This is a genomic window from Brevundimonas sp. P7753, assembly GCF_013386595.1.
Lineage (GTDB): Bacteria > Pseudomonadota > Alphaproteobacteria > Caulobacterales > Caulobacteraceae > Brevundimonas > Brevundimonas bullata.
Genome location: NZ_JACARP010000077.1, coordinates 1 through 12,020 on the forward strand (window position 1 = coordinate 1; position 12,020 = coordinate 12,020).

The window sequence follows — 12,020 nt, forward strand, 5'->3', positions numbered from 1 at the left end:
CCCCTCGAGGGGGAGGGCTATCTTTGTCGGCGACGGAAACTGATCCGACCGGCGTTCTACTTCTCGACAGGGATGTTTTCGGGCTGAGGCCCGCGGAGACCATCGAGATGAACAAGACCCTTGGCGGGATCGCCGCCATCGCCATTCTGACCGTTTTCGGCGGCGTCGCCGTGGCGCAAACCGCAGCTCCGCAGCGGCCTGCGCGCGCCATGGCCCAGCCGGTTTCACAAGCTGACTTCGTCCAGCGCCGGGTGGAGCGTCTGCGAGCCGCCGACGCCGACCGCGACGGCACGGTCACGGCCGAGGAAATGCGCGCCGCCGGTCAGGCCAAGCGGGCCGAGCGCCGCGCCGCCATGTTCGACCGTCTGGACGCGAACAAGGACGGCGCCATCAGCCGGGCCGAGTTCGAGGCGCCGCGCGCCGACGGCCAGCGTGGACCGCGCGCCGAACATGCCGGTCGCGGTCATCGCGGCGGGATGCATCGCGGCGCCCAGCGCATGGATCGCAACGGCGAGGGCCGCTTCCCCGTCGTCATCGCCGAGGCTGAGCAGAAGGCGACGGAGGCCTTCGCGCGGCTCGATGCGAACCGCGACGGCACGCTGACCGGCGAAGAGCGTCGCGCAGGGATGCAGGCGCGTCGCGCCGAGATGCGCGAGAAGCGTCAGGAGCGGCGCGAGCAGCGTGTAGCGCCGGCGGCGTCGCCTTCGACGCCCGCTTCGGAGTAAGGAAGATGTCGGGGAAGGCGGTGCAGCCGTCGGCCCGTTTCGTGAACGGCGAAAGAGGCTGGATTGGCGAAGACCGCCGACCCCGACGAGGAACTGGTGCGGCGCGTGGGTCAGGGCGACCCCGCGGCGATCCAGGCCATGGTCGCCAGGAAGCTGCCGCGCATGCTGATGCTGGCGCAGCGGATGCTGGGCGATGCGACGGAGGCTGAGGACGTGGCCCAGGAGGCGATGCTGAGAGCCTGGCGACAGGCGCCGCGCTGGGCGCCGGGTCAGGCCAAGTTCGACACCTGGCTGCACCGGGTGGGGCTGAACCTCTGCTACGACCGGCTGCGGCGTCGGCGCGAGATCGCGACGGATACGCCGCCGGATCGGCCCGACGACGGGCCGGCGCCGGACAGCGGTCTGCTGGCGCAGGAGACCGGCGCGCGGGTCGAGGCGGCCCTGGCGAAGCTGCCGGAACGGCAGCGCGAGGCCATCGTCCTGTGTCACTATCAGGAACTGGGAAATATCGAGGCGGCGGGGCTGATGAACGTCAGCGTCGAGGCCCTGGAGAGCCTGCTGTCGCGTGGACGGCGGGCGTTGCGGACGGCGCTGGCCGATATGGCGCCCCATGCAGTGAGTAGAGCGAATGGGTAAGGCGGGGGCTGGAACCATGACGATGACGTACGAGCGGTTTGAATATCTGACCGACGCCTATGGCGGCGACCTGCGACGCTGGCCCGAGGCCGAGCGCGAGGCGGCGCGGCGGTTGCGGGATCTTGATCCGCGCGCGGCGGTCCTGCTGCGCGAGGCCGACGGGCTGGACGCCCTGCTGGACGTCGCGCCGCGACCGGCGCCGTCGCATGTCTTGCGCGAACAGGTGATCGCCAGCGCGGCGGGGGCCGGCCTGCGGGCGCGTCGGCGCGGTCCTGGGCCTCTGGCCTGGTTGTCGGGCGCCGGTTGGGCGGCGGCGGCCTGCGCCGGGGTGGTGTTCGGGGTTAATCTGACCAGCCATCTGACCGCCGACGTTCAGGCGGATGCAGTGCTCTATCAGGCCAGTCTGACCAGTGCGGACGACACGGAGGTTCTGGGCGGATGACGTCGCGCAGTTTGAAGATCGCCCTGGCCGTTTCGGTCGCCCTGAACGTCTTTGCGGCGGCGGCTGTCGGCGCCGTCTGGGTGGCGCGCGACAAGATCGAGCACCGCGTGGCCGAGGCGCACAAGCCGGGACGCCGAGAGCCGGTCTGGGACGTCATCGAGCGGATGGACCCGGCGGTGCGCGATCAGGTCAAGACGCAGTTGCGGGCCGCCGCCATGCAGGCGCGGCCCGACTTTGACGAGGCGCGGGCGGCGCGGCGCGAGGCCATCGCCCTGACCGGGGCCGAGAGCTTTGATCCGGTGGCGGTCGCGGCCCTGCTGGAACGCTCGCGGGCGTCCGAGGCGCGCGGCCGCTCGCGGCTAGAGACCGGGGCGGTCGAGACCTTGAGACAGCTGAGCCCCGCCGACCGCAAGGCCTTGGCGCCCATCCTGTCGCGTCACAAGCCGAGGCGGGACGCCCGCAAACCCGATAAGGCCGAGAAGGCGGCGGTGCCTGTGGCGGCGGCTGAGGCTCGTCCCTGAAATCCGCGCGGCATCCCTGAAAGTTGTCGGTCGATCCGGCCTGGGACCAGGCGGGATCGGGCTGTTGAAGGCTGGACCCCATGAACGTCGGGAACGCTGCATGAGGAATTCATACCCTCCTGCCAGCCCGTGCTTAGATTAATCGCCCGCCAGAACCCAGGTTTGTCCATTGGTCGGGTCAAACACGAATTTGAACCGGCGCATTGTGGGGAGGCCCACATTGGCCGTTCCGCCCTCGATAAATCGCAGTGTCGGTCGATCCACGATCACGCCCCCGACCCGTACCGGACCATCGGCCGCGGCTTCGTAGACCGGCTGGGTTCCGGCTGCAGATCTCGCGGTACCAATGCGCTTCGGTTCGCCTTTGAGTTTGATCTGACTGGCGAGGGACAGGGGGAGAAGAAAGGCGCTGTCGTTGCCCGTGTCCAGGGTCGCTTCGACCGAGGCGCCAGGGAGTTCGAGCCTGACGACGGGAAGTTGTTCGTCAACCGAATACGGCTCGCCCGGGCCTTGCGGATGAAGGGGAGTTCCCGGTTCGATTATCCTCAGTTGTCCCCTGGCCAGGTCCATCTCGACGAGCTTTCCAGGAAAGCTGTTTGGCCCAAAGATGCCGACCTCATCCTCCTCGTCATACTCGAAGACAGTGGCAGGTGCTTCGCTGATCGCGTATCCGCTCAGCGTCACGCCGGCGAGGCTGGTCGTGTATCCAGGCACGGGCAAACCCGTGCTCCCGTCAACGGATTGGGAAGGGCCGACATTCGGTAGGCCAAGGTCGTCGGCGTAAGACTTGTAAAGCAGATTGCCGTTCGTGCCCGTGTCGAAGACGACAGGAGACGGGTGCCCGCCGTTGATGCGCATCATGAGAAGCGCCCGACCGTCGGAAACATATAGCGGGATGAGGGCAGGCGCAGGCGACGTCGGGCTGACTTGCGCCGATGCGAGGCCCCCCGATAGGCTGGCGCCGACCAGACAGGACACCATTATGGCTCGCTTGAAAGAAAACCCGATCACGTTTTTCTCCATACAGTTTTATAGTACGATTAGTACTATCGTTACCGATCGGGTCAAATGAACATTCTGCAAGGATGTTTGACGGAGCTCGAAGGGGCGATCCTTTCTGAAATCCATCACCGCGGCGCTTCAACGGCGTTCAAGGTGCGCAAGGCGTTTCAGGCCTCAATGTCCCTTGAGTGGAGAGGCAGCGCGGGGGCCGTCTATCCGGCAATTCACAGGCTCACGGCTCGAGGCGTGATCGACGCCGCCGAGACAGGCTCCGGCAGGCGAACCAATTTGCTTTCGCTTACGCCCCAGGGGGTGGCGATGCTTGAAGACTGGATTTGCGACGCCAGCCGTGCGGCGAGCGTGGGTCTTGATCCGTTTCGGCTTCGCGCCGGGATGTGGGCGCAGCTTCCGGCAAAACGAAGGAACGAGGGTTTGACGGCTTTACGACGCGTGGTGGAAGCTGAAGTCGTCGCCATGCAGCAATACTTGCTGACACTTGATCCCGTCGAGAGGCCGCGCATCGAGCTGGCCATCGGCCTCCAGATCAGTCGGCTGGCTTGGCTGGATCAGCAAACGTCCCGCCAAGCCTGAGTTGCGCCGATTTCCGGAAACGGAAACCTGGTTCTGTCGTAAGCCTGCGTTCACGCCGCCTGCGACTGAACCCGTTGCGGCGGGGCGCCGGCGGGGGCCATGGCGCCTTCGGGGGCGCGCAGGGGCAGGTCGAACCAGACGGTGGTGCCGTGGCCGGGTTCGCTTTCGATGGTCATCTGGCCGCGGTGCAGTTCGATCAGCGACTTGGTCAGGGCCAGGCCCAGGCCGGTGCCCTGGGTGGTCTTGGAGTGCTGGCCCTCGACCTGTTCGAAGGGCTGGGCCAGGCGGTCCAGGTCGGCGGCGTTGATGCCGATGCCGGTGTCGGTGACGGAGACGCGGACATGGTCGGCGTCCTGAGCGGCGACGGTGACGGTGACGGCGCCGCCCTCGGGCGTGAACTTCACCGCATTGGAGATGAGGTTCAGCATGACCTGTTTCAGGCCGCGATGGTCGGCCTCGACTTGAACGGCGTCGGGGGCGACGAGGCCGAGGGTCAGGCCGGACTCCATCGCCTTGCCGCGCATCAGTCGGATGGCGTCGTTGCACAGGCTGTTCAGCGAGACGGTCTCATAGTGCAGGGTCAGCTTGCCGGCCTCGATCTTGGCCATGTCGAGAATGTCGTTGATCAGGCTGAGCAGGTGCTGGCCTGACTGGTGGATGTCGGCGGCGTAGCCCTTGTAGCGGCGGTCGCCGAGGGGGCCGAACATCTCGCCGGCCATGATCTCGGAGAAGCCGTTGATGGCGTTCAGCGGGGTGCGCAGCTCGTGGCTCATATTGGCCAGGAACTCGGACTTGGTCTGGTTGGCGGCCTCGGCGCGGGTCATGGCGACCTCGTACTTGCGGGCCAGCAGCGAAAGCTTGGCTTCGCGATCTTCCAGGGCCGCCACCATGCCGCGCAGTTCGTCGGCGGCGCGGCGGCGCTCGGCCTCCTGGCGGCGGATGACGGTGATGTCGGCGGCGATGACCACGGTGCCGCCGTCGCCGGTGAAGCGTTCGGCCATCTGCAGCCAGCGGCCGTCCTTCAGCTCGACCTCGCGCACGCCGGCGCGCCCGCTGGCGGAAGGGTGTTCGGCCTTTATGGCCTGGGCGGCGATCTGGTTGAGGGCGTCCTTCTGAGCGCCGCGCACGACCACGCCGGGGGGGAAGGCGAAGGCGTCCTGGAAGGCCTGGTTCCACAGGATCAGCCGGCCCTGGCGGTCGAACAGGACGAAGGCGTCGGAAACGCTTTCGATGCCGTCGCGCAGACGGTTCTCGGCGGCCTGGGCCTGGGCCTTGGAGCGGCGGGCCTCGGTGATGTCGAGGGCTACGCCCAGCAGGCTGGTGAAGCCGGCGTCGCGGCGCGGCTGGCGCGACTGGCCGCGGGCGTCGATCCAGCGGATGCCGCCGCCCTTCAGCGGGACGGGGAAGGTGACGTCGAAGACGCCGTCGGCGGCGGCGCGGTCGAGGGCGTCGACCAGGGTTTCGCGGTAGCGGGGGTGGACCTTTTCGATCAGGGCCTGGGTGGTCAGGGCCTGGCCGGGTTCGACCTCCAGCATGGCGGCCATGTAGTCGGACAGGACGACCTGGCCGCGCGCCAGATCCCATTCCCAGACGCCGCAGCGGGCGGCCTCGACCGCGACGCGGAAGCGGCGCTCGGTGTCGGCCCACTGGCGACCGGCGCGGGTCTGGCGCCAGTTCTGAACGGCCAGGACCGCCAGCATCAGCAGGACCAGCAGCAGGGGGAGGGCCAGCATCCAGGCGTCGTCCAGCCAGGCGGACAGGCCGCCGGATGCGGGCATGGAGGCCACGACGGCCTGATCGGCGGCGCCGACGGGGGCCGAGGCGGTCAGGCGCAACTGGCCGTCGGCGTCCTTGACCGCACGTCCGGCGGCGGCGGGCGCCTGACCGGCGGGCAGGAGGCTGAGACTGGCGCCGCCCAGCTCGGTCTTGAGCGGCGGCAGGGGCGTGCGGGCGATGACGGCGCGTCCGTCCTTGAGCGGGCGGCGGATCAGCAGGGCGTCGTCGTGCAGGGCGTAGGCGGCGGAGCGGGCCGAGGCGGCGTCGGTCTTGCCGCCGACGGCGGCCAAGACCTGACCGGCGGCGTCGGTGACGACGAAGCCGGCGTCGGGGGCGACGACGCGGGCGCGGTCGAGGGCCTCGACGGCCTGGGTCGGCTGTTCCGCCAGGTCGCGGGCGACGAGATCAAGGGCGCGGTCGGTCAGGGCGAGGCGGGCGGCGATCTGGCCGGCGGCGCGCTGGGCCTCCAGCGCCAGGGCCTCGACCCGGACGGCTTCAGCCTCGCGCTGGGGCCGGGTGTCGTCGCGGATGACCAGCAGGGCGTAGGCGGTGATGAGCAGGGCGACGGCGAGCAGCAGGGCGCGCACCCACGGCATGTGGCCGCGCGTGGTCTGGTCCGTGGCCCGACGGCCCGGCTGATAGCTGCGGCGCTCCTTGCCCTGCAAGCCGACCCTCTCATCCTGAAACAGCAGGCGGGAATCTAGGCTGCGTCGCGGATTCCTGTCGAGGCCCGGCGTGGCAGGCTTTTCACCTTAGAGGCGAACAGGTGCAGGAAAGACTCAGGCGGCCTCGTCCGCGGCGGGGGTCGGCATACGCGCGGCGTCGCCGGGCGCGGCCAGGACGTCGGTGATCTGACGCAGGATGTCGCGGGCGCGACGGGCCAGGTGCAGGCTTTCCGGCGGGGCGTCGTCAGGGGATTCCGAGACGGTCTCGACCAGTTCGCGAGCCAGATCCATCAGATCGGGCGCGGCGGCGATCAGGCGCGACTGGAACTCGATGCGCTCGGGATCGCGGTCGTATTCGGCGCCGGGCACGCGCCAGCCGCCCCAGTCGGCCTTGTCGGTGACGACCACCGGATAGGAGCCGGGGAAGGGGTGGTGGGCGCAGTCGGCCGGTTCCTGCCACTTGTTGCGGGCGCGCAGCACGCGCCAGTCGCCCAGGACGGTGGCGGCGGCGTCCTCGGTCGGCAGTTGCAGTTCGGCGGCCTGGAACTCGCGGCCCAGGCCGACCTCGTAGGTGATGCGGACGGGTTCGTCGAAGCCCTTGGCCCAGACGGGCAGGACCTTTTCGATCTGAGCCCAGGCGCCCACGCTCTCGACCCAGACCTTCTGGCCCTTCTGGAACTGTGCGCGCGCCATGCTGAAATCTCCCCTGCGAGGGGGCAGCATGGCGCGCCAGCCGTTATCGTCCGGTTCCGCGTCGTGGTTAGCGCGCGGTAAAGGTCGGGATCAGGAGGAGCGGGAAATCTCTTCCAGCGCCTCGCCGGCGTACTTCTCCTTGACCCGCGTCGACAGGTCGCCCAGCGAGACCACCCCGACCAGACGCCCGTCCTTGTCGACCACCGGCAGGCGGCGGATGCGGCGCGAACTCATCAGGTCGAGCGCGACCTTCAGATCGTCGTCGGCGCGCACGACCAGGGCGTCGCGGCTGAGGAATTCGACCACGCGCGCGGTCGGCGCGGCGCCCGTCGCCACGGCGCGCACGGTGATGTCGCGGTCGGTGACGGCGCCGACCAGGTTTTCGCCGTCCGCCACAGGGATGAAGCCGAAATCGCCCGCCGCCATGCGGGCGGCGACTTCCTGAATCGTGTCGTTGGGACGGGCCACCTGCACGTCCTTGCTCATCACGTCGCGGATCTTCATGGGTCTCTCCAACCAGTTCAGGCTTGGCCTTGGGAACCCCTCGGGACGGCGACGGTTCCGGGCGGCGCGGCAGGAGGCTCGCCATCGCGACGCTTCGCCCCCACAATGGGGTTCAAACTCAATCGGGTGAGCGATGGCCGAGGCGACGACGGGACTGGATCTGGGCCATGTGGCGGCTCTGCTGGCGGCGGGGGTCGTGGCGGTGCCGGTCTTTCGCAAGCTCGGGCTGGGCTCGGTGCTGGGCTATCTGGCGGCGGGCGCGGCCATCGGGCCGTTCGGCTTGGCCCTGTTCGCCGAGCCGGAGACCATCCTGCACGTCGCCGAGTTCGGCGTGGTCATCTTCCTGTTCATCATCGGTCTGGAGATGCGGCCGAAGCGCCTGTGGGGGATGAGGAACGAGATCTTCGGTCTGGGCGCTGCCCAGGTCGGGCTGGCGGGTCTGGCGCTGACGCTGACGGCCATGGCGGCGGGGGTGTCGGCGCCGGTGGCCTTCGTCGGGGCCATGGGCTTCGTCATGTCCTCGACCGCCGTCATCGTGCAGATGCTGGAAGAACGCGGCGACCTGCCGACGCCGCAGGGGCAGAGGGCGGTTTCGATCCTGCTGTTCGAGGACCTGGCTATCGTGCCGTTGCTGGCCATTGTCGCGGTGCTGGCCGTGGCGGTGGGGACGGCCAGCGAGAGCGCCGCGCCGCTGTGGCAGACCATCGGCCTGGCGGTCGCGGCGGTGGCCGGGGTGTTGGTCGCCGGGCGCTATGCGATCAATCCGGTGTTCCGCTTCCTGGCCCGCAACGGCGGACGCGAGGTGATGACGGCGGCGGCGCTTCTGGTCGTGGCGGGCGCCGCCTGGATCATGAACGAGGTCGGCCTGTCGATGGCCATGGGCGCCTTCCTGGCCGGGGTGCTGCTGTCGGACTCGACCTTCCGGCATCAGCTGGAAGCCGATGTCGAGCCGTTCCGCGCCATCCTGCTGGGGCTGTTCTTCCTGTCGGTTGGCATGGCGCTGGACATCGGGGTGGTGATTTCCGACTGGCGCATCGTCGTGGCGGGCCTGCTGGCCTTCATGCTGGTCAAGGCCCTGGTCATCTATGTCGTGGCGCGGTTGTTCAAGGCGCGGCATCACGAGGCCATCGAGCGGGCGGCCCTGTTCGCGCAGGGCGGCGAGTTCGCCTTTGTCCTCTATGGCGCGGCGGCGGCGGGCGGGGTGATCGACGCCCAGGCCAGCGCGGCCCTGACGGCCATCGTCATCCTGTCCATGGCCCTGACGCCGCTGACCACCCTGGCGATGAAGCGCTGGCTGCCCAAGGAGGCGGGTTTGTCGCCCGAGGACGCCGAGGGCGTGGATTCGGCGGAGGGCCTGCGCGGACAGGTGCTGATCATCGGCTTCGGCCGCTTCGCCCAGGTGGTGTCGCAGCCGCTGTTGGCGCGCGATGTGGATGTGTCGATCATCGAGAACGACGTGGAGATGATCCAGGCGGCGGGGAATTTCGGCTTCAAGGTCTATTACGGCGACGGCACGCGTCTGGACACGCTGCGGGCATCGGGCGCGGGCAAGGCCGAGGCGGTGCTGGTCTGCGTCGACAAGCCGGAAGTCGCCGACCGCATCGTGCAACTGGTCAAGTCGGAGTTTCCGGGCGTGAAGCTGTTCGTGCGCGCCTTTGACCGGGGGCATTCGCTGCGCCTGATCGAGGCGGGTGTGGATTACCACATCCGCGAGACGTTCGAATCCGCGCTGAAGTTCGGCGAAGCGGTGCTGGTCGATCTGGGCGTGTCCGAGGACGAGGCGGCGGATACGGTGGCCGAGGTGCGCCGTCGCGACGCCGCGCGTCTGGACCTGCAGGTTACGGGCGGGCTGACCGCCGGGCGGGCGCTGATGCGCGGCAACGCCGTGACGCCGCAGCCTGAGCCCTACATCAAGCCGGCGCGCGAGGGCCGCCTGATCAACGAGAACGAGGCCCCGCCCGAGGCGGTGATCGAGCACGAGGCGCAGGATTAGGCATGCCGAACGTCGACCTGGCCAAGCGGGCCTATGACCACGGCTGGCGGCTGGACCCCATCGTCCGCAGCCTGCTGGACACCGACTTCTACAAGCTGCTGATGTTGCAGCTGATCTGGCGCAGGTATCGCGACGTCCCGGTGACGTTTTCGGTCATCAACCGCACGACCAGCGTGCGGCTGGCCGAGGAGGTGGACGAGGCGGAGCTGCGGGCGCAGCTGGATCACGCAAGGACGCTGCGGTTCACCAACCGCGAGCTGATCTGGCTGGGCGGCAACACCTTCTACGGGGTGAAGTCGATCTTCAGCCCCGACTTCCTGGCCTGGCTGGCGGACTATCGCCTGCCCGACTACGACCTGTCGCGCGGGGCGGACGGGCAGTTCCGGCTGGAGTTTTCCGGCCCCTGGGCCGAGGTGACGCTGTGGGAGATCCCGGCCCTGGCCATCCTCAACGAGCTGCGCAGCCGACGCGCGCTGCGGCGGTTGGGGCGGTTCGAACTGGATGTGCTGTATGCCCGCGCCAAGACCAAGCTGTGGGGCAAGGTCGAGCGGCTGAGGCGGTTGGAGCCGCTGTCGATCTCGGACTTCGGCACGCGGCGCAGGCACGGCTTCCTGTGGCAGGGCTGGTGCGTCGAGGCGCTGAAGGAGGGGCTGGGGAGCGCCTTCATCGGCACGTCGAACGTCCTGTTGGCCATGAACAATGATCTGGAGGCGGTCGGCACCAATGGGCACGAGCTGCCCATGGTGCTGGCGGCGCTGGCGGGGGACGACGATGCGGCGCTGCGCGCTGCGCCCTATCAGGTGCTGGAGGACTGGCGTGCGACCTATGACGGCAATCTGCTGGTGGCCCTGCCGGACGCGTTCGGCACGCGGGCCTTTCTGGCCGATGCGCCGGACTGGCTGGCCGACTGGAAGGGGTTCCGGCCCGATTCCGCCCCGCCGATCGAAGGCGGGGAGGAGATCATGGCCTGGTGGAAGGCGCAGGGGCGCGATCCGCGTGAGCGGCTGCTGGTCTTCGCCGACGGCATGGACGTGGATACGATTGAGGCGACCCACGCCCACTTCAAGGGGCGAGTGCGGACCAGCTTTGGCTGGGGCACCAATCTGACCAACGATTTCCGCGACTGCGCGCCCGCGCCCATGCCGGAGCTGACGCCCATCTCCCTGGTCTGCAAGGTGACGCGGGCGGGCGGGCGTTCGGCGGTCAAGCTGTCGGACAATGTCGAGAAGGCCACCGGCGACCGGGGCGAGATCGAGCGCTATCTGCGGGTTTTCGGCGAGGCGGGGCGAGGGCGGCAGGCGGTCACGGTCTGAGACGGAACCGCGAGGTTTTCTAAGGCATTTCGCCTGAGGCGGCGGTCGGCGTCGTCTCACCCAGCGGGATGCGTCATGACCACCTACAACGTCGGCTATATCGTCGGCAGCCTGGCCAAGGCGTCGATCAACCGCAAACTGGCCAAGGCCCTGATCAAGGTCGCGCCCGAGAAGCTGAAATTCCACGAGATTTCGTTCGCGGACCTGCCCCTCTATTCCTACGACTATGACGCCGACTATCCGGCCATGGCCAATGACTTCAAGGCGGCGATCAAGGGCTCGGACGCCATCCTGATCGTCACGCCGGAGTATAATCGCTCGATCCCCGGCGGGCTGAAGAACGCCATCGACTGGGCCAGCCGCCCCTATGGAACCAACAGCTTCGCGAACAAGCCGACGGCGGTGATCGGCGCCTCGCCGGGCGCCATCGGCACGGCGGTGGGGCAGCAGGTGCTGCGGCCGATCCTGGGCTTCCTGCAGGCGCCCCAGATGAACGCCGTCGAGGCCTATATCCAGTTCAAGAAGGACCTGATCGACGACGAGGGCCATGTCAGCGTCCCTGAGACCGAGCAGTTCCTGCGCGACTATATGGAGGCCTTCCACCAGTTCATGGCGCGGGTGTTGACGGTCCTGCCGCGAGACGCGTGAGGGCGGTCAGTCCAGCGCCCAGACGCGCGAGCGCTTGACCTCCTGGTCCTCCAGTTCGCGCGTCGTCGGCACCGTGTATTCGGCCAGCAGGATCAGGCCGGACTTGGGGAAGTAGGTGCGGCCGGGGTCGCCGACGATGACGCGGGTTCCGTTCGCTTGCGCCTGTTTCAGCCAGGCCAGGACCGCGTCGGCCATGGGCTTTTCATAGAAGACGTCGCCGGCGCAGATCAGGTCGGCGGGCGGGGGCGGCGCGTCAAGCAGATTGGCGTCGGTGAAGGCGATCTCGACGCCGTTGGAACGGGCGTTGGCGGCCACGGCGGCGGCGCAGAAGGGGTCGATGTCGGCAGCCAGGACGGAGGCCGCGCCCGCCTTCATCGCCGCGATGCCGACGAGGCCCGAGCCGGTCGCCAGGTCGATGATGCGCTGGCCCGCGACTTCGGCGGGGTGATCCAGCAGCCAGCGCGCCAGGGCCTGACCACCGGCCCAGGCGAAGGCCCAGAAGGGCGGCGGC

Annotated in this window: 13 protein-coding genes; 8 read left to right on the forward strand and 5 right to left on the reverse strand. The window is 68.7% G+C overall.

Going from position 1 to position 12,020, the window contains the following annotated elements; genetic code table 11:
* The first annotated feature begins 107 nt into the window (after positions 1-107).
* The 4 genes from HX774_RS13955 to HX774_RS13970 all read left to right on the forward strand — a co-directional run bounded on the left by HX774_RS13955 (position 108) and on the right by HX774_RS13970 (position 2,324).
* Positions 108-725, forward strand: a complete 618-nt coding sequence (locus HX774_RS13955; protein WP_178827660.1) for an EF-hand domain-containing protein — start codon at positions 108-110, stop codon at positions 723-725.
* A 63-nt stretch (positions 726-788) separates the two neighbouring features.
* Positions 789-1,361 carry an RNA polymerase sigma factor gene (locus HX774_RS13960; protein WP_178827662.1) on the forward strand — a complete coding sequence of 191 codons (573 nt, stop codon included), beginning with the start codon at positions 789-791 and terminating at the stop codon, positions 1,359-1,361.
* 16 nt (positions 1,362-1,377) lie between these two features.
* Positions 1,378-1,803, forward strand: coding sequence for a hypothetical protein (locus HX774_RS13965; RefSeq protein ID WP_255500458.1), 426 nt, complete (start codon positions 1,378-1,380; stop codon positions 1,801-1,803).
* Entirely contained in the window at positions 1,800-2,324 is a 525-nt protein-coding gene (locus tag HX774_RS13970; RefSeq protein ID WP_178827664.1) for a periplasmic heavy metal sensor, read from the forward strand. Before HX774_RS13965 ends, HX774_RS13970 begins: the two co-directional genes overlap by 4 nt.
* Before the next feature lie 138 nt (positions 2,325-2,462).
* On the opposite strand, the gene HX774_RS13975 is transcribed toward HX774_RS13970, so the two are convergent.
* Positions 2,463-3,185 carry a pepsin/retropepsin-like aspartic protease family protein gene (locus tag HX774_RS13975; protein ID WP_178827666.1) on the reverse strand — a complete coding sequence of 241 codons (723 nt, stop codon included), beginning with the start codon at positions 3,183-3,185 and terminating at the stop codon, positions 2,463-2,465.
* A 207-nt stretch (positions 3,186-3,392) separates the two neighbouring features.
* On the opposite strand from HX774_RS13975, the gene HX774_RS13980 reads away from it, so the two are divergent.
* On the forward strand, positions 3,393-3,917 hold the full coding sequence (locus HX774_RS13980) for a PadR family transcriptional regulator (RefSeq protein WP_178827669.1): 525 nt from the start codon (positions 3,393-3,395) through the stop codon (positions 3,915-3,917).
* Positions 3,918-3,967: 50 nt separating this feature from the next.
* On the opposite strand, the gene HX774_RS20275 is transcribed toward HX774_RS13980, so the two are convergent.
* From HX774_RS20275 to HX774_RS13995, 3 genes are all read right to left on the reverse strand, one after another.
* On the reverse strand, positions 3,968-6,358 hold the full coding sequence (locus HX774_RS20275; protein WP_178827671.1) for an ATP-binding protein: 2,391 nt from the start codon (positions 6,356-6,358) through the stop codon (positions 3,968-3,970).
* A gap of 114 nt (positions 6,359-6,472) precedes the next feature.
* Positions 6,473-7,051 (reverse strand): hypothetical protein, encoded by a 579-nt coding sequence (locus HX774_RS13990; protein ID WP_178827673.1) that lies wholly within the window; start codon positions 7,049-7,051, stop codon positions 6,473-6,475.
* A gap of 90 nt (positions 7,052-7,141) precedes the next feature.
* A complete protein-coding gene (locus tag HX774_RS13995; protein WP_178827675.1) occupies positions 7,142-7,555 on the reverse strand; it encodes a CBS domain-containing protein in 414 nt (137 codons plus the stop codon).
* A gap of 133 nt (positions 7,556-7,688) precedes the next feature.
* Between HX774_RS13995 and HX774_RS14000 the strand changes: the two genes are divergently transcribed.
* The 3 genes from HX774_RS14000 (at position 7,689) to HX774_RS14010 (ending at position 11,509) form a co-directional block, all read left to right on the forward strand.
* Positions 7,689-9,548 carry a monovalent cation:proton antiporter-2 (CPA2) family protein gene (locus tag HX774_RS14000; protein WP_178827677.1) on the forward strand — a complete coding sequence of 620 codons (1,860 nt, stop codon included), beginning with the start codon at positions 7,689-7,691 and terminating at the stop codon, positions 9,546-9,548.
* Between the two features lie 2 nt (positions 9,549-9,550).
* Positions 9,551-10,861, forward strand: coding sequence for a nicotinate phosphoribosyltransferase (gene pncB, locus HX774_RS14005; RefSeq protein WP_178827679.1), 1,311 nt, complete (start codon positions 9,551-9,553; stop codon positions 10,859-10,861).
* 75 nt (positions 10,862-10,936) lie between these two features.
* Entirely contained in the window at positions 10,937-11,509 is a 573-nt protein-coding gene (locus HX774_RS14010; protein WP_178827681.1) for an NADPH-dependent FMN reductase, read from the forward strand.
* Between the two features lie 6 nt (positions 11,510-11,515).
* On the opposite strand, the gene HX774_RS14015 is transcribed toward HX774_RS14010, so the two are convergent.
* A partial coding sequence (locus tag HX774_RS14015) for a methyltransferase (RefSeq protein WP_178827683.1) occupies positions 11,516-12,020 on the reverse strand: 505 nt, incomplete at its 5' end.